The organism is Nocardia neocaledoniensis, assembly GCF_029868625.1.
In the GTDB taxonomy this organism is placed as follows: domain Bacteria; phylum Actinomycetota; class Actinomycetes; order Mycobacteriales; family Mycobacteriaceae; genus Nocardia; species Nocardia neocaledoniensis_A.
This window is the reverse complement of record NZ_JARWOJ010000133.1, coordinates 1-15,915: the sequence shown is the minus strand read 5'-3', so window position 1 is coordinate 15,915 and position 15,915 is coordinate 1. Positions and strand designations below refer to the sequence as shown.

The window sequence follows — 15,915 nt, the reverse complement described above, 5'->3', positions numbered from 1 at the left end:
CTCAGTGCTGTGGTTTCCAGGTGGAGACCGCCCAGATGATCACCACGCTGAGGGCGATGATGATGAAAGACCAGGCGGGATAGTAGGGCAGGGAGAGGAAGTTCGCGACGATCACGAGCCCGGCGACGGCGAGCGCGCTGTATCGGCCCCAGGTGGCGCCGATGGCGAGGCCGACGCCGACGAGCAGTGCCAGCGCGCCGAGCACGACATGAATCCATCCCCAGGTCGTCGTGTCGAACTCGTACACGTAGTCGACTCCGGCGACGTATATTTCGTCTTCCAGTAATGCGGAAATACCCTGGAGGACCGAGACGGCCGCCAAGATGAGCAGCATGCACGCGGCGGTGATGGAAATTCCCTCCGCCACCGCTTGTCGTTGGAACGGTTCTGCGTCGGGTGGCGCGCGATGCGCCGACGAGGTATTGCCGGTCATGTTCCACTCCTCGCGATTTTGAGGCCACCGGCCCGTCGCGAAAGAGGTCGACGAAAATTCGGCCGACACTCCGAGGGGACGAAGTCGGCGAGCTCGACGACATCGATCGAAGAACGTCCTGATTTTACCGAAACAGTTTCCGCTGAACAAGGAATGGGACGGGCTTCGGGTTCATGTCGTCGAGGAGGGCGCCGCCGTCGGCCGGCGTGGCAGCAGGCCGGTGCCGAACAGTGCCAGCACCGCGATCAGGGCGGTCACCGCGAACGCCACCTGCAGCGCCTCGAGGCGGGCGTCGGCGTTGACGGACCGGATGGCCTCGGCCGTGGCGTCGTCGACCCCGGCGTTGTCGAGGGCGTCGGCGAGCTGCCGGTCCGACAGGAACGGCACGCCCGCGGCCAGCTCTGTGGTGGCCTGTTGCTGCACGGCGACCGGCACTGCGGAGTTCTGCTCGATGCCGGTGACGACCGAGGTGGTCAGCGTGGCGATGAGGACCGACCCGATCAGCGCGGTCCCCAGCGAGGCGCCGAGCTGGGTGGCGGTGTTCTGGATCCCGCCGACCTCGGAGCTGCGCGAATCGGGCACGGCCGAGACGGTGACCGCACCGAGCTGGGAGGCCAGCGCACCCAGTCCCAATCCCATCAGCAGCATCGGGATCGACACCACCGCCGCGTCGGCGCCGGGATCCATCCCTGCCGCGAGCATCAGCACCCCGACGATGACCACGCCCCATCCCAGCCGCACGACCCGGCGCGGGTCGGCCCGCGGACGGAACTTGGGAATACCGGCGGCGGCCAGCACCAGCGCGACCGACAGCGGCACGATGCGCACCCCGGTCTCGACCGCGCTGAGGTCGAGCACCACCGACAGGAACAGCGGCACGGTGAAGAACACTCCGGCCTGCACGGCGAACTGCGCGAAGAACATCGTCGACCCGCCCACGAGCTGCCGGTTCCGCAACAGTGCCGGGTCGACGAGCGGATCCCGGCCGCGGTCCACCAGGTAGCCCTGCCTGCGCAGGAACAGATACAGCGTGCACAGTCCGCCGAGCAGCAGCCAGATGACCGCCGACAACCCGAACAACACCGGTGCGCCGGATTCCGGGCGCACCCAGCCCCATTCGCTCGACCGCAGCACGCCGAATACGATCGCGCCGAGCCCGACGGCCGACAGGACCGAGCCGAGCAGGTCGAGCCGGATCCGCTCGGCGGGTGCGTCCTCGATGCGGCGCAGCACCAGCAGGATCGCCGCCACGATGATCACTTCGCCGAAGAACACATAGCGCCAGGACGCGAATGTCGTCACCGCCCCACCGAGCAACGGCCCGACCGCGACCGCCATGGCGCCCGCCGCCGCGACCATCCCGTAGGCCGCCGCCCGCCGCTCCGCGGGGAAGTTGCCCGCGACCAGGGAGACGATCGCGGGCATGATCAGCGCCGCGCCGACACCCTCCAGCAGCGACCAGCCCACCAGCAGGATGGCGAGATTCGGCGCCAGGCCGGTGACGAACGAGCCGAGGCCGTAGATCACCAGTCCGATACCGAACACCCGGCGCCTGCCGACGATGGCGCCCACCTTGCCGCCGGTGATCATCAGCGAGGCCATGACCAGGGTGTAGAGCGTGATCGCGGTCTGGATTCCGGTGATCGTGGTGTCGAGATCGTCGGCGACGGTGGCCATCGACACATTCATGACCGAACTGTCCAGGGTCATCAGGAACTGGCCCGCCGCGAGGACGATCAGGACGAACGACCGGGATCTCACCGGGGGCGCCGACATCCGCTCCTCCTCTGCTCAGTGGGTCAGGGCGATCTTGACCGCTACGACGGTGGTGGCCGCGCAGCCGAGCAGGACCGCGCCGATGAGTGTCGAGCGATCGGGGCGACGGCCCTGCAGCCGCTGGATCACGAACACGATGCCCGCGATGCGCACGAGCATCACGACCTCCGCCAGGATCTGCGCGGTGCGTGGTTGCAGCCACCCGACGGCCGCGGCCGCGAGAATCGCGCACGGCAGCACAGCGGAAGTGAGAATGGGCAGCGAATCACGCAGATTCGCCCAGCGCGGAGCGGCCGGCACGGCCCCACCCTGGCGCACCGATTGCCCGACACTCTCCGCGAACGCGTGCGCGACGAACGTGGAGACAGCGGTCCCGAGGACGACCAGGATGCCGACGTGCTCGACCGACGGCGCGACCGGGATCAGGGCGGCCAGGATCAGCACGTTCCCGTAAATATAGGCGCTGATGCGGCTGGCCGCGTTCCGCTGGTCGAGGGGGACCCGGGAGAACAGGGGCCTGTGCAGGAGCTCGTGGGGGGTGCCGTCCATCTGTCCTCACCGTGTTCGTGGGGCACTACCGGTCGCACGTCGGAAGGTTCACTCCCTGTGTACTGTATTCGGTTCGCCACGGCCGCGAGGATGTTCGACATCGGTGCCGCGGCGAAGTGGCGACGGTGACGTTTCGACCATGCGTCGAATATGTCGCGGGTGAATATCGCGGGCTCGACGCGGCCGTCGAAAATGCGGCAGGCCCGCAATTGATCAGTGGAAGTTCCCGTCGCGGACAGCCCTCACCGCATCGGGCCGATCCGCCCCAGCAAGGCTCTCACCTGCTGAAACGATGTTCGGGTGGTCGGTGAAACGAATGCGCGCGCGATCCGGCTGGAAATGTTCCAGCCCGTCGAGATCGCCTCGTGATCGTTCGTGGCGAGTTGCTATGGTGGGCAAGCGAATCGTACATCCGAATGTTAGGAAGCTTGATGGGAAGCACTGTCCTCGACATCATGGCCCTGGTTCTCAACCGCGCCGCCGAGTTCTGGAACTGGATGGCGACCGGCTCGTCGGGATTCCCGCCGCTGTGACCGTCTGAGTTCTGCCCCGCGAAAACCCCCGGAAGCCCTCGGCGCCGGGGGTTTTCGCTGTCACGAAGGCGAAGGCCGGTTGTGTCGTACCCCGGCGCTACCGTTGGCGCACAGCCCATATCGAGGAGGGTGACGATGACCGACAGTGTCGACGGTGTGCGTGAACGAGCGCGGCGGCCGGAGGATCTGAGCCGCCTGGTGGTCGAGCGGCTGAACGCCGGTGATGTGGAGGGGCTGGTCGAGCTCTACGAGTCCGAGGCGGTCCTGGCCTTGCCCGACGGCGTCGTGGCGACCGGGATCGAGGAGATCCGGGCGGCCTACACCCGGCTCGTCGCCGACCGTCCGGTGTTCCAGCCGGGCGCCCAGGCCCCCGCCCTGCGCGCGGGCGACCTGGCGATGACGTCGACGCGGCTTCCTGGCGGTACCGGCGCCACCGTCGAAGTGGCGCGCAGGCAACCCGACGGGAGCTGGCGCTGGATCCTGGACCAGCCGAACGTGCTGGGTTGAGCGCGGCGGCGGGCCCGGCCGGGAACCGCCGCCACCCAACGGATTTCGTGGGTCAGTTCGGGGTCAGGCCGGAGTTCAGGACGACGACCACCTTCTGGTCGGTCACCTCGGTGACCCGCACATCGGTGCCGTTGGACTCCTGCGACTGGCCCACCGGCACCGTGACGTTCTGGCCGCCGATCTTCAGCGTGACCATGTCGCCGTCGACCGCGACGAGTTCGGCGTCGATCCCGAGCACCGAGGCCTTCGCGTTCACGCCGCGGTCGAAGGTGACGGTGCACCCGCTGACCGTGCACTCGGAGGAGTAGCCGTCACCCGACATGGAACAGGCGGAGGCGGCGAAGGGCAGCAGGAGGGCGAACGCGGAGAGCGTGATCAGCCGACGAACAGGCATGACGGCCAGTGTAGTGCGCGCGGCGGCGCCGGCGGGGCAGTGCGTGTGCCGGGGATCGAAGCTGCAACGGATCGGTCTCGTCGTGTTGCGGGCGGCCGGAGCGGGTAATACCGTCGCTGACAGGTAACTGACATCGCAGCATGGGTGCCGATCGTGTCCGGTCGCGTCGGGGTGAACTGGTCGAAGCTGTCGATGGTGGACAGCCTCGCCGGTCAACCGGATGTTCGCTGGGGGCGTTGGGCGTGGATCGGGAGGTGGGCACGATGATCGCGGGCGAGATGACTGTTGCCAGCCGCTGGTGGTGGCGGCCGGGGTGGACGGCGGGACGATCCTTCTACGACTGGCAGGTCACCCCGACCCAGCCGGTCGCCGACAAGCTGGTGGAGATCTTCGCACCCACGCTGTCCCGGCTGCCCGGACTCGAACCGGTCGACGCGGCCCGCCTGCGCGTCGGCGTGCAGGGGGTCGGCTTCGTCGACGGGGTCAAGGGTGTGCACCTGGCGGCGCTGGTCGACGGGTCGCGGACCCGGCTGGCCGGGCACGCCCCGTTCCAGGTGACGTTCGGCCCGCCGGTGGTCGCCGCCGACTCGATCCGGTTACCGATCACCGCGCCCGCGCCGTTGCTCGCCGTCCGCGAAGAGCTGACCGAGGCGCTCACCGACGTGTGGATCCGTGAACGCGTCCCCGAATTCGGTGAGCCACTGAAGCCCTATCTGGCGCTGGCCCACGTGCGGGACCCGGCACCGGTCGACGAGGTGCGCGCGGTGTTCGCCGCGGACGGTTTCGACGACTTCGCCCTCGACGACACCGTCGCGGCGCTCACCCTGGCCGAATTGCAGTGCGAGAACGGACGATACGACTTCGCCGAGGTGAGCCGCGCCGACCTGCTCCGGGTACCGGAGCCGGTCGTGGAGCGCACCGTGTACGACGATCCGCTGTTCGGTGATCTGCGGTGGCCGGTGGCCGGCCTCAGGGGGTGAGCCGCGGCGGTGGCGTCCCGTGCGGCAGGCGCGGGCCCACCGCAAGGCGGGCTCCGGCGGTCCGGCCGTGTCCCCACCCGAGCTGCTCGCGGTAGCGGCCGATCTGTTCGAGCGGCAGGGGGTCCGTCGTCGCGAGCGGCGTCGCGTCGGGCGCCACGTAGAGCGCGTCGGTAGGGCAGTAGGCCTCGCACAGGAAGCAGGTCTGGCAGTCGGACTGCCGGGCGATGACCGGTATCCCGTCGTCGGTGCGGTCGAAGACGTTGGTGGGGCAGGCCAGGACACACTTGTCGCAGCCGATGCAATCCCGCGCGCGGAGCAGTTCGATCACGACGCCACCGCCGACCCGGAACGGCGGGGCGCGGCGGTGGCGGTCCACGGCGCGTCCAGCCCACCGGAGAGCACGTGATGATGCTGCGCCGGATCGAGTTCGGGGTGATCGCCGCGCTTGCTCATCCCGCGAGTTTCGGTGCGCGACAACGTCGACCGGTACATGAGCCGGCCGACGGCGGTGATCGCGGCGGCCTGCCTGGCGCGGATCCGCTCGCCGCCGGTCGCACCGCCCAGCTCGTGGGCCGCCGCCGTCCACAGCTCGTCGAGCCGGGCTAGTGCGGGTCGCAGCCGGTCGCCGTGGCGCAGATAGTTCTTCTCGAACGGCAGCAGTTCGGCCTGGGCGGCCGTCACCACCTCGGCCGCGGTGAGCGTTCGGGAACCGCTGGGCCGCAACCCGACCCGGCCCGCGCCGGTGAGCTGTCCACCGCCGGGCGCGGTGCGCGCGTGACGGGCCGCGCCCGCCCCGGCCCAGCTGCCCGACGACATCGCCCACGCCGCGTTGTGACTGCCACCGCCGGTGAACCCACCACAGATGCGCTCCCTGGTGGCCGCGTCCCCCGCCACGTACAGGCCGGGGACCGTGGTGGCGCAGTCGTCGTCGACCACGTCGATGCCGCCGGTGCCGCGCACGGTGCCCTCCGCGAGCAGATCGATCTCGAAACGCTGTGTGAACGGGTCGATTCCGCGCCGGTCGAACTGGAGGAAGAAGTTCGGCTGCCCCACCCGCATCTGTGCCTGCACGGTGGCATCGGCGCGGTCGAGCTGGGCGAACACCTTCTCCCGCAACAGAGTCCGGGCGATCACCGACCGGCCCCTGGTGGAGCCCGCGTCCTCGAGCACCCGGCCGTCCTCGCCGAAGAAGGTGGCGTAGCCGTAGTAGGCGGTCTTGGTGATGGTCGAACCCTTGGGCACGATCGCGTAGGCGTTGGAGAACTCCATGCCGGAGAAGCGGGCGCCCACCTCGGCGGCCAGCAGCGCGCCGTCGCCGGTGTCGACGTTGGTGCCCAGTGCCCCGGACAGGAACGCGCAGCCACCCGAGGCGAGCACCACGGCGCCCGCGGTGACCCGGTAGTCGCGGTCGAGTTGGCGCTGGTGTCCCGCCGCACCGCGCACCGAGCCCGCGTCGTCGACGAGCAACTCCAGCGCGGGGGAGTGGTCGAGGATCCGCACGCCGATCCGCTGCAGCCAGGCGCGCATCCGGCGCATGTACTCCGGGCCCTGCACACCGGTACGCAGCGGCTCGCCCGACACCGGGTCGGCGGGGAACGGATAGCGGCCCTCGACCGCGAGCCGATTCATATTGGTGTAGGTCTGGTCGAGGACCCGGTCCATCCAGTAGTGGTCGGCCAGGTGACCGCCCAGCGCTTCCCTGGCCGCCTTGGCCGAAGCGCGGGCCTCGGCCTCGGGTGCGACGTACCAGACGCCGGTGCCCGAAGGCGCTGTGGCGCCGCTGGTTCCGCAGTAGCCCTTGTCGACCAGGATCACCTCCGCGCCGGCCTCTCTGGCGTGGATCGCCGACCAGCAGGCGGCCGGGCCGCCGCCGATCACCAGGACGTCGGTGCTCGCGTGCAGGGTTTCGCTCATCGCATCGTTCTCTTCCTCGAGGGGCGGGGGGGGGGGGGGGGGGGGGGGGGGCCCCCGGGGGGGGGGGGGGGGGGGCGGGGGGGCCCCCCCCCCGGCGGGGGGGGGGCGGGGGGGGGGTGCCCCCCCCCCCCCTCCGCCCCCGGGGGGGGGGGGGGGGGGGGGGGGGGGGCCCCCCCCCCCGCGGGGGATGTCAGGCGCCGGTGAACTTCGCGCCGGCGATCGGGCGGGAGGCCGCGCCGTCGACGCCGACCGGGACGTCACCCTCGAGGGTGGTGCGGTACAGCACCCGGGTGACGTCGAGATGGTCGAGATCGCTCGGGGCCAGATGGGCGGTGGCGCGGTTGTCCCAGAACGCGATGCTGCCCTTCGCCCACCGGAACCGGACGGTGTAGGCCGGATGCGAGATCTCGTCGAAGAGCAGCCGCAGCAGAGCGTCGCTCTGGGCCGGGGTCAGGCCGATGATCCGCGTGGTGAAGCCGGGGTTGACGAACAGCACGCGCTCGCCGGTCACCGGGTGCACCCGCACCACCGGGTGTTCGGTGACCAGCGGCGACGCCGCGATCTTGCGGGCGTAGTCGCTGTCGGCGTCCCACGGCGGGATCCGGCCGCCGAAGCGGTGTTCGGCGCGCAGTCCGTCGAGGAAGGTGCGCAGCGACTCCGGCAGACCGGCGTAGGCGGCGGCCAGATTGGTCCACTGCGTGTCGCCGCCCTGTTCCGGGGCGATCTCGGCGCGCAGGACGGAGGCGGCGGGCGGGTTGATCAGTGGCGAGACGTCGGTGTGCCACTGGTTGGTGTAGCTGAACTTCTTGCGCCCGAACCGCTTCTCGTAGAGGCGGCTGTCGACGGCCAGGATCTCCGGGTGCTCGGTGGGCGCGTCGTCGTCGTAGGGGTGCGACGGGGTGACGGCACCGAAGCGGCGGGAGAACGCGATCTGCTCGGCGTGGCCGATGTGCTGGTCGCGGAAGAACAGCACCTTGTGCCGGTGCAGGGCCGCGGTGAGGTCCGCGACCTGGGTGTCGGTGAGGTCGGTGCGCAGGTCGACGCCGGTGACCTCGGCGCCGATGTGCCCGGCGACGGGAGCGATGTCCAGCGTGGTCGCGGTGGCGGGGGTTTCGATGGTGGTCATGTGTCTGGTCCTTCGGGAAAGCCGGGCGGGAGGCGGGTGCTCAGCGGCCCGGACAGGAGCTGCTCACCGTCCGCATGTACTCGATGTCGAGCCGTCGCGGCGGCATCAGGCACTCGCCCGTGAATCGCGCTGGGCGAAGCGGTTTTCCACCGGATCGAGGCCGTAGTGACCGCGCAGCGTCGTGGCCTCGTAGGCGCTGCGGAACAGCCCGCGCTCCCGCAGGATCGGGACCACCCGATCGACGAAATCCTCGAGCCCGCCCGGTAGGTACGGCGGCATGATGTTGAAGCCGTCGGCGGCGCCCGCCTCGAACCAGGTCTGCAGCTCGTCGGCGACCTGGTCCGGCGTTCCGGCGAAGGTGCGGTGCCCGCGGCCGCCGCCGAGTTTGCCGATGAGCTGGCGCACCGTGAGGTCCTCGGTCTCGGCCAGCTCCTTGACCAGCGTGAAGCGGCTCTTGCCGCCCTCGATCTCGCTCTCGGCGGGCAGCGGGGGCAGCGGCGCGTCCAGCGCGTGCGCGGTGAGGTCGACGCCGAGCATGGACGAGAGTTGGCGCAGCGCGTAGTCGGGCGAGATGAGCGCGGTGAACTCCCGTTCGAGCGCCCTGGCCTCCGCGGCGGTGTCGGCGATGAACGGCACCAGGCCGGGCAGCACCTTCAACTCGTGCTCGGCGCGACCGTATTTCGCCAGCCGCGACTTGAGGTCACGGTAGAACCGGACCCCTTCGTCGAGGGTACGCTGCGCCGTGAACACGGCTTCGGCGCGGTGCGCGGCGAATTCCTTGCCGGACTCGGAGGAACCCGCCTGCACCAGCAACGGCCTGCCCTGGGGGCCGCGCGGCGAATTCAGGGGGCCGCGTACCCGGAAACGCTCCCCGGCGTAGTCGAGGGTGTGCACCCGGGCGGGGTCGGCGAAGACGCCGGCCTCGGTGTCGAGCACGATCGCCTCGGCCTCCCAGCTGTCCCACAGGGCGAGGGCCACGTCGACGAACTCCGCCGCGCGCTCGTAGCGGCGGGTGTGCTCGGGGATCGCGTCGAGACCGAAGTTGTAGGCTTCGTCGGCGTTTCCGGAGGTGACGATGTTCCACCCGGCTCTGCCACCGCTGATGTGATCGAGCGAGGCGAACTTGCGGGCGAGGTTGAACGGTTCGTTGTAGCTGGTCGACGCGGTGGCGATCAGGCCGATCCGCTCGGTGACCGCGGCGATGGCCGACAGCAGCGTGACCGGCTCGAACACCGCGAGGGTGTTGCGTTCGATGCGCGGGCCGACGGCGAGGGTGTCGGCGAAGAACACCGAGTCGAGCGTGCCGCGCTCGGCGATGCGCGCCAGATCCTGGAAGTGGCGCACATCGAGCACACGGTGCGCGTCGGTCCGCGGATGGCGCCAGGCGGCCTCGTGGTGGCCGACACCCATGAGGAAGGCATTGAGGTGGAAGGTCTTGCGGGACATGGTGGTTCTCCTGGTCAGGCGTCGGTCGGCGAGGTGCGCCAGCGCGAGAGGCGGCGTTCCAGCGCGACGAGGGCGAAGTTGAAGGCGAGGCCGATCAGTGAGATGGCGACGATGCCCGCGTACATCTGCGGGATCTGGAAATTCTGCTGGGCTGCGGTGATGAGATAGCCGAGTCCGGCGCGGGCGCCGACCATCTCGGCGGCGATCAGGACCAGGATCGAGCCCGCCGCCGCCATCCTGATCCCGGTGAAGATCGACGGGATGGCCGCGGGCAGGATCACCTTCTGGAACAGCCGGATCGGCGAAAAACCCAGCGAGACGGCTGATTTGACCAACAGTGGGTCGACGGTGCGCACGCCGGTGATGGTGTTGAGCAGGATCGGGAAGAAGGTCGCGTAGCCGATCAACGCGATCTTCGAGGTCTCACCGATGCCGAGGATCAGCACGAAGACCGGCAGCAGCGCCAGGGCGGCGGTGTTGCGGAACAGCTCCAGCACCGGGTTGAGGAAATCCGAGACCGGCTTGTACCAGGCGATGGCGATGCCCACCGGGACGGCGATCACCAGCGCGATCGAGAACCCCGTCACGGAGCGGGTGAGGCTGGCCGAGACGTGTTCGCCCAGTTGCCCGTTGGCGCTGAGCTCGGCGAAGGCCTGGACCACCACCGAGAACGGCGGCAGGAACACCTCGTCGACCAGGCCGAACCGCGGTGCGAGTTCCCAGGCGCCGAGCAGCAGCGCGAACGCGAGCAGCGGTTTGGTGAGGCGCACCAGCGCGGCGACCGAAGTGCGGGCCGCGCGGGCCGGGCCGGTCGCGAGGGCGGGCGAGGCCGGGACGGGGGTCGGCGCCGCGGTCGGCGCGGCGGCTACCGAGCGCGGACGGACGAGCAGGGGGACGGCGCTAGGCATGGGCGGGGCTCCTGTCGGTCGAGGCGGCCGCCGCGGCGGCACTGTCTTCGGTGGCGAGCTCGAGCCGCTGGGCCCGGCTGACCTCGCTGCGCAGTTCGGTCCAGATGCGGTGGCGGTAGTCGCGAAACTGTTCGCTGGAACGGACGTCGAGCTCGCCGGTGCGGTCGATCTCGATGTCGATCACGGCCTTGACCCGGCCCGGGCGTGAAGTGAGCACCGCTACTCGCTGGCCCAGGTAGACGGCCTCGTCGATGCCGTGGGTGATGAACAGGATCGTCTTGCCCGTCGCCCGCCAGATGCGCAGCAGTTCGTCCTGCAGCGACTCCCTGGTCTGGGCGTCGAGCGCGGCGAACGGTTCGTCCATCAGCAACACCTCCGGGTCGAAGGCCAGGCTGCGGGCGATAGCGACGCGTTGCTTCATGCCGCCGGACAACTCGTGCGGATATCGGTCGCCGAACCCGGCGAGACCGACCAGCTCCAGATAGTGGTCGGCGATCGCGCGCCGCTCCTTGCGGGCGATGCCCTTGGCTTCGAGCCCGAATTGGATATTGGCGCGGGCGGTCCGCCACGGCAGCAGGGCGTACTGCTGGAACACCACGCCGCGGTCGAGGCCGGGGCCGGTGATCGGCGCCCCGTCGAGCAGGATCTGTCCCGAACTCGGCGTGCTCAGCCCGCCCAGCAGATCGAGCAGTGTGGATTTCCCCGACCCGCTGGGCCCGACGAGCACGAGGAATTCGCCGGCGCCGACCTCGATGCTGATGTCGTCGATCGCGGTGAACTTCTCGGCCGCGCCGCGCACGACGAACTGCTTGCCGACGCCGCGCAGGGCGAGTTTGGCTGTGGTGCTGCTCATTTCGCGGCCACCACCTCTCCGGTCGGGCCGCTGGCCGGCTGGTAGGTGCCGTTGGCGTAGGGGTTGTCCTTGTTGGTGAACAGGTCGGCGGCGGCGATCTTGCCCTCGGGCAGTTCGCCGTTGCGCTCGAGCCAGTCGATCCAGATCTGGATCTCCTTGTCCGCGATCACCGCGCCAGGGACCGGAATGCCGGAGCTGCGCCAGTAGTCGAGCAGCTTCAGGTTCTCGTTGCGTCCACGCTGGTTGATGATCGCGGTGAACTTCGCGATCACCTCGTCACGCGGGGTGATCTGCAACCAGCGGGTGGCTCTGGCCGTGCCCTGCACGAAATCCTTGACGGCCTCGGGGTTCTGCGCGATGAAGTCCTTGCGGAAAACGTAGGTGCCGTAATCGAATTCGCCGAATATGGCGGTGTCGGTGAACAACGGACGCACACCCCCACGCCCGACGGCGGTCTCGCGCCACACGCTGTTCAGCGCGCCGACGTCGATCTGACCGCTGCGCAACGCCTCCTCGGTATTGACCGGCGGCACCACGATCAGCTGGACCTGCTTGATCTCGGCCTCGGTCAACCCCTGCTGATGCAGCCATTCGCGGGTGACGAACTCGTGGTGCGCGCCGAGCGTGTTCACGCCGACCTTTTTGCCGATCAGGTCGCGGGCACCGGTGATCCCGGAGTCCTCACGGACGAAATATCCGGTGTAGGACTTGGCGTCGGAACCGTAGGAACTCAGTACCGCTTGCACCGGTGCGCCACCGGCGGCCAGCTTGACCACCGCGCCGTTGAACGCGCTGCCGAATTCGATCTGCTTGGTGGCCGCGGCCTGGATATTGGCCGGTCCGCTGGTGGTGTCGCCTTCCCACTTCAGGCTGATCTCGCTGAAGTAGCCGAGATGGTCGGCGAGTTCGTAGGGGGTGACCAGGCCGGTCTGGCCCTGATAGCGCAGCACGGTCTTGCCGTCGGCGGTCGTCGGCGCCTCGGCGGCGCCGCACGCGGTGACCACCGCGAGGGCGGCGGGAACGACGAGCGTGGCGGCGAGCGCTCGGAGCGGACGTCGACGGAAGAAGGTGGACAACATGATTCGGGGTGCTTTCGACGGCACGCGTCACCGCGCGGCGAGCCCACACGGGCGCACGCCGCGACGATCCGCGCGAACGGATATCCGGGAAGAAGGAGAAAGTGGCGACGGACGGTGCCGCCGCGTCGTCAGCGGCGACAGAATCCGGGCGACAGGCGCATGAGGTCCACCGTGCGGCGGCGGACGAGCGCGGGGGAATCGATCATGTCGGGACTCTCGTGACAGGTGCGGCGGAGGCTACGCCGCATCGAATTCCATAGTGCGCTCTGCGGTCTCGGCGCGGCAACGGCGTTTTCGCATCGTGAAAATCATGGTGCGTCGAATCCCGTACCAGCGGCGGCGGTGTGGAAGTACGGGCCGATCCGCACGGCGATCTGATGCATGGCGGGCACGACCGCCCGCACCAGCTCGCGGTCGAGCCGGATCGCGCGCGCTTGGACGCCGAGCGCACCCCAGACCTGGCGGTCGGGGCCGAGCACGGGGACGGCGATCGCGCGGATCGGCTCGTCGGCGTCGATCTCCTCCACGGCGAACCCGCGTCGGCGCACCGTGTCGAAAAGTTCGCCGTTGCCGCGATCGGTGGCGGTGTGCGCGAGCAGGGCGTGACCTACGGCGCTGGCCTCGAGGGGCCTGCGCTCCTGCGGAATCTGGTTGTGGCAGAAGGACACCGGTGGTCGAGCCTGGAATACGGTGAGCGCCTCGCCGGCATCGGGGACGCTGAGGCTCACGGTGATCTTGATGCCCGCGGCGAGTGCGTAGAGGTGCGGCGCGGCCGCGTCGAGGCCGAGCCGCGACAGCGCCGGGCGCGCCAGGCAGGCCAGACCGTGCCCGATCCGGTACCGGTCGGTGGCCCGGTCCTGTTCGAGCAGCCTGCCGCGCACGAGCGCCTGCGCGAGACGGAAGGTGGTGCTCACGGGGAGCCCTGAGCGCTGTGCCAGCTCGCTCAGCGAGAGTTCCGGATCGCCGCCGTGGAAGCAGTTGAGCACGTGCACCGCACGGTCGACTGCCTGCGCGCCGGAACGCGGCGGTTCGGTAGCGGTCATGGCGGCCTCCCTCGGGACGAAGTGCCGTGAACTATGGCCACTGCGGAGCGCGGGCACAATGCTTCCGCGCAGCGATAGCGGAATTCGCGGCCGCGGCGGGGGCGGTTCAGGACCGCGCGGGCGGTGCGGGCCAGGTGGTGGCGCCGAGTTCCCGGGAGATGGTGCGGGCGGTGGTGCGGACGGCGTCGACGGTGGCCTCCGGTGCCGGCCACTCGGTGGTCGGCAACACCACGCCGACCGCGCCGACGGCGGCGCCCGCCCGGTCGAAAACCGTACCCGCGACACAGGATTCGCCGAGCACGGCTTCGTCGCACTCGTAGGCGATACCGGTGGCGGCCACCTCGCGGAGCTGGTCGGTGAGGAGGGCGGGGTCGGTGACGGTGGCCCCGGTCATGCTGCGCAGCGCGCCCTGGGCGGGCTCGAGGTGGGCGAGGACGGCCTTGCCGAGGGCGCTGGCGTGCGCGGGGATCTCGATGCCGACCTCCGGCATCTGCCTGCTCCCGTCGGGTCGCGGCTCGTGGTGGATGATCACGATGTCCTCGCCGAGGAGCACCCCGACCCGTACCGCGAGCCCGGTCTGTTTGGCCAGCTCGTGTGCCCAGGTGAGGGCGCGGGCGCGCAGGTCGAGCGTGTCGAGGTAGACGTTGCCCAGCCGCAGCACCGCGGGGCCGAGCTGATAGCGGCCGCCGCCGTGTTCCTGGACCACCATGCCGTGCGCGGTGAGGGTGCGGACGATGCCGTGTGCCGTGGTGGCGGGCAGCCCGAGCTCGGCGGCCAGCTCCGACAACGTCATCCGCCGGGAGCCCTGCAGGGCGAACAGGATGCGGACGGCTCGATCGACCGACTGGATCACATTGCGCCCTTTCGAGGAATCATCGAGGGGGTCTTGTGACCCACGCAACATCAACGTACTCTACGAATTCAATTCGACATTGTCGAATGTGATTCGTAAACACTCGGGAGATCCCCATGGATGGACTGCGCATCCCGCAGCAGCTCGCCGCCGAGGTGCTCGGCACGGCGTTCCTCGTCTTCATCGGTGTCGGCTCGGTACCCGCCACCCTCATCGTCAACGGAGACGCGCCGTTCACGATGGCCGACCTCGGCGTCATCTCACTGGCCTTCGGCACGGTCGTCGTCGCCACCGTCTACGCGTTCGGCCATGTCTCGGGCAACCACATCAATCCGGCCGTGACGCTGGCGCTGGCGCTGTCCGGCCAGTTCCCGTGGCGACGTGTCCCGGCGTATCTCGCCGCGCAACTGGTGGGCGCGGTGCTCGGCGCGCTCGCGATCGTCGGGGTGCTCGGGCGGCGGGCCAGCGAGGTGGGCCTCGGCGTCGCGGCCTACGCCGACGGCGTGGGTGCGGGGCAGGCCTTCGTGGCGGAGTTCGTCGGCACGTTCATCCTGGTGCTGACGGTCCTGCTGGTGATCCAGCGGGCCGCGCCGCCCGGTTTCGCGGGGATCGCGATCGGGCTGGTCGTCTTCGCCGCGATCGTGCCCGTCGCCCCCGCCACCGGCGCGTCCATCAATCCCGCGCGCACCCTGGGGCCCATGCTGGTGCAGCAGCTCTGGGGCGGCGCCGTCGACTGGAGCCAGGCCCCGGTCTATCTCGCCGCCGAATTCTGTGCGGGCGCCGCCGCCGCGCTGGTGGTGCGCGCGCTCACCCGCACCGACACCGTCCGTGTCACCGCCGACACGACCGCCTGAGGAGAAGGCAGATGAAGAAACTGATCAACGACCCGGCCACGGTGATCAACGACGCGCTGTCGGGACTGGCCGCCGCGCACCCTGCGTTGCGGGTCGACCTGGACAACCGCCTGGTGTTCCGCGCCGAGCCGGCCCGGCCCGGCAAGGTCGCGCTGCTCTCCGGCGGTGGGTCCGGGCACGAGCCGCTGCACAGCGGGTTCGTGGGGCAGGGCATGCTCGATGTGGCCTGTGCCGGTGAGGTGTTCACCTCGCCCGTGCCGGACCAGATCCTGGCGGCGACATCCGCGGTCGATACCGGCGCCGGGGTGCTGCACGTGGTGAAGAACTACACCGGCGACGTGATGAACTTCGAGATGGCCGCCGAGCTGGCCGCCGCCGAGACCGGCACCGAGGTGGTCTCGGTGATCGTCGACGACGACGTGGCCGTACGGGACAGCACCTACACCGCGGGCAGGCGCGGGGTCGGCGGCACCGTGCTGGTCGAGAAGATCGCGGGTGCCGCCGCCGAGCAGGGACGTGCGCTGCCCGAGGTGGCCGCCGTCGCCCGTGCCGTGAACGAGCGCACCAGGAGCATGGGCATGGCGCTCACCTCGTGCACCGTGCCCGCCGCGGGGAAACCGACGTTCGAACTCGGTGCGGACGAGATGGAGATCGGGATCGGCATCCA

17 protein-coding genes are annotated in these 15,915 nt (G+C 70.0%); 4 read left to right on the top strand and 13 right to left on the bottom strand.

Translation table 11 applies throughout. The features are described from left to right. Nucleotide 1: 1 nt before the first annotated feature. The 3 genes from QH270_RS09650 to QH270_RS09640 form a co-directional block, all read right to left on the bottom strand. Complete coding sequence (locus tag QH270_RS09650) at nucleotides 2-433, bottom strand: DUF7144 family membrane protein (protein ID WP_280340255.1); 432 nt, start codon at nucleotides 431-433, stop codon at nucleotides 2-4. Between the two features lie 171 nt (nucleotides 434-604). Beyond that, nucleotides 605-2,209: an MFS transporter gene (locus QH270_RS09645; protein WP_280340253.1), complete on the bottom strand. Its 1,605-nt coding sequence runs from the start codon at nucleotides 2,207-2,209 to the stop codon at nucleotides 605-607. Nucleotides 2,210-2,224: 15 nt separating this feature from the next. Then, nucleotides 2,225-2,758, bottom strand: a complete 534-nt coding sequence (locus QH270_RS09640) for a hypothetical protein (RefSeq protein WP_280340251.1) — start codon at nucleotides 2,756-2,758, stop codon at nucleotides 2,225-2,227. A gap of 668 nt (nucleotides 2,759-3,426) precedes the next feature. On the opposite strand from QH270_RS09640, the gene QH270_RS09635 reads away from it, so the two are divergent. Further along, nucleotides 3,427-3,798 (top strand): YybH family protein, encoded by a 372-nt coding sequence (locus QH270_RS09635; protein WP_110038772.1) that lies wholly within the window; start codon nucleotides 3,427-3,429, stop codon nucleotides 3,796-3,798. A 52-nt stretch (nucleotides 3,799-3,850) separates the two neighbouring features. Here the strand turns inward: QH270_RS09635 and QH270_RS09630 are convergent, their stop codons facing one another. After that, on the bottom strand, nucleotides 3,851-4,192 hold the full coding sequence (locus tag QH270_RS09630) for a hypothetical protein (protein WP_110038771.1): 342 nt from the start codon (nucleotides 4,190-4,192) through the stop codon (nucleotides 3,851-3,853). A gap of 254 nt (nucleotides 4,193-4,446) precedes the next feature. On the opposite strand from QH270_RS09630, the gene QH270_RS09625 reads away from it, so the two are divergent. Further along, nucleotides 4,447-5,172 (top strand): 2'-5' RNA ligase family protein, encoded by a 726-nt coding sequence (locus QH270_RS09625; protein WP_280340250.1) that lies wholly within the window; start codon nucleotides 4,447-4,449, stop codon nucleotides 5,170-5,172. On the opposite strand, the gene QH270_RS09620 is transcribed toward QH270_RS09625, so the two are convergent. The 9 genes from QH270_RS09620 to QH270_RS09580 all read right to left on the bottom strand — a co-directional run bounded on the left by QH270_RS09620 (nucleotide 5,162) and on the right by QH270_RS09580 (nucleotide 14,394). Continuing rightward, complete coding sequence (locus QH270_RS09620) at nucleotides 5,162-5,500, bottom strand: ferredoxin family protein (RefSeq protein WP_280340249.1); 339 nt, start codon at nucleotides 5,498-5,500, stop codon at nucleotides 5,162-5,164. The two genes, QH270_RS09625 and QH270_RS09620, sit on opposite strands and share 11 nt — an antisense overlap. Then, complete coding sequence (locus QH270_RS09615) at nucleotides 5,497-7,086, bottom strand: FAD-binding protein (RefSeq protein ID WP_280340248.1); 1,590 nt, start codon at nucleotides 7,084-7,086, stop codon at nucleotides 5,497-5,499. The genes QH270_RS09620 and QH270_RS09615 overlap by 4 nt, the downstream gene beginning before the upstream one ends. Nucleotides 7,087-7,276: 190 nt before the next feature. Further along, nucleotides 7,277-8,212 (bottom strand): TauD/TfdA dioxygenase family protein, encoded by a 936-nt coding sequence (locus tag QH270_RS09610; protein WP_280340247.1) that lies wholly within the window; start codon nucleotides 8,210-8,212, stop codon nucleotides 7,277-7,279. A gap of 105 nt (nucleotides 8,213-8,317) precedes the next feature. Continuing rightward, complete coding sequence (locus QH270_RS09605) at nucleotides 8,318-9,658, bottom strand: LLM class flavin-dependent oxidoreductase (RefSeq protein ID WP_280340245.1); 1,341 nt, start codon at nucleotides 9,656-9,658, stop codon at nucleotides 8,318-8,320. Between the two features lie 14 nt (nucleotides 9,659-9,672). Further along, nucleotides 9,673-10,566 carry an ABC transporter permease gene (locus QH270_RS09600; RefSeq protein WP_280340244.1) on the bottom strand — a complete coding sequence of 298 codons (894 nt, stop codon included), beginning with the start codon at nucleotides 10,564-10,566 and terminating at the stop codon, nucleotides 9,673-9,675. Beyond that, nucleotides 10,559-11,419: an ABC transporter ATP-binding protein gene (locus QH270_RS09595; protein WP_280340243.1), complete on the bottom strand. Its 861-nt coding sequence runs from the start codon at nucleotides 11,417-11,419 to the stop codon at nucleotides 10,559-10,561. Before QH270_RS09595 ends, QH270_RS09600 begins: the two co-directional genes overlap by 8 nt. Beyond that, nucleotides 11,416-12,498, bottom strand: coding sequence for an ABC transporter substrate-binding protein (locus QH270_RS09590; RefSeq protein WP_280340242.1), 1,083 nt, complete (start codon nucleotides 12,496-12,498; stop codon nucleotides 11,416-11,418). Before QH270_RS09590 ends, QH270_RS09595 begins: the two co-directional genes overlap by 4 nt. 308 nt (nucleotides 12,499-12,806) lie before the next feature. Beyond that, complete coding sequence (locus tag QH270_RS09585; protein WP_280340241.1) at nucleotides 12,807-13,541, bottom strand: IclR family transcriptional regulator; 735 nt, start codon at nucleotides 13,539-13,541, stop codon at nucleotides 12,807-12,809. Between the two features lie 106 nt (nucleotides 13,542-13,647). Next, the gene (locus QH270_RS09580) at nucleotides 13,648-14,394 is read right to left on the bottom strand and encodes an IclR family transcriptional regulator (RefSeq protein ID WP_280340240.1); all 747 of its coding nucleotides are present in this window, start codon (nucleotides 14,392-14,394) and stop codon (nucleotides 13,648-13,650) included. A gap of 116 nt (nucleotides 14,395-14,510) precedes the next feature. Between QH270_RS09580 and QH270_RS09575 the strand changes: the two genes are divergently transcribed. Then, nucleotides 14,511-15,248, top strand: a complete 738-nt coding sequence (locus QH270_RS09575; protein ID WP_280340239.1) for an MIP/aquaporin family protein — start codon at nucleotides 14,511-14,513, stop codon at nucleotides 15,246-15,248. Nucleotides 15,249-15,259: 11 nt separating this feature from the next. Next, the coding region (locus QH270_RS09570; RefSeq protein WP_280340238.1) for a dihydroxyacetone kinase subunit DhaK at nucleotides 15,260-15,915 on the top strand (656 nt) is incomplete at its 3' end.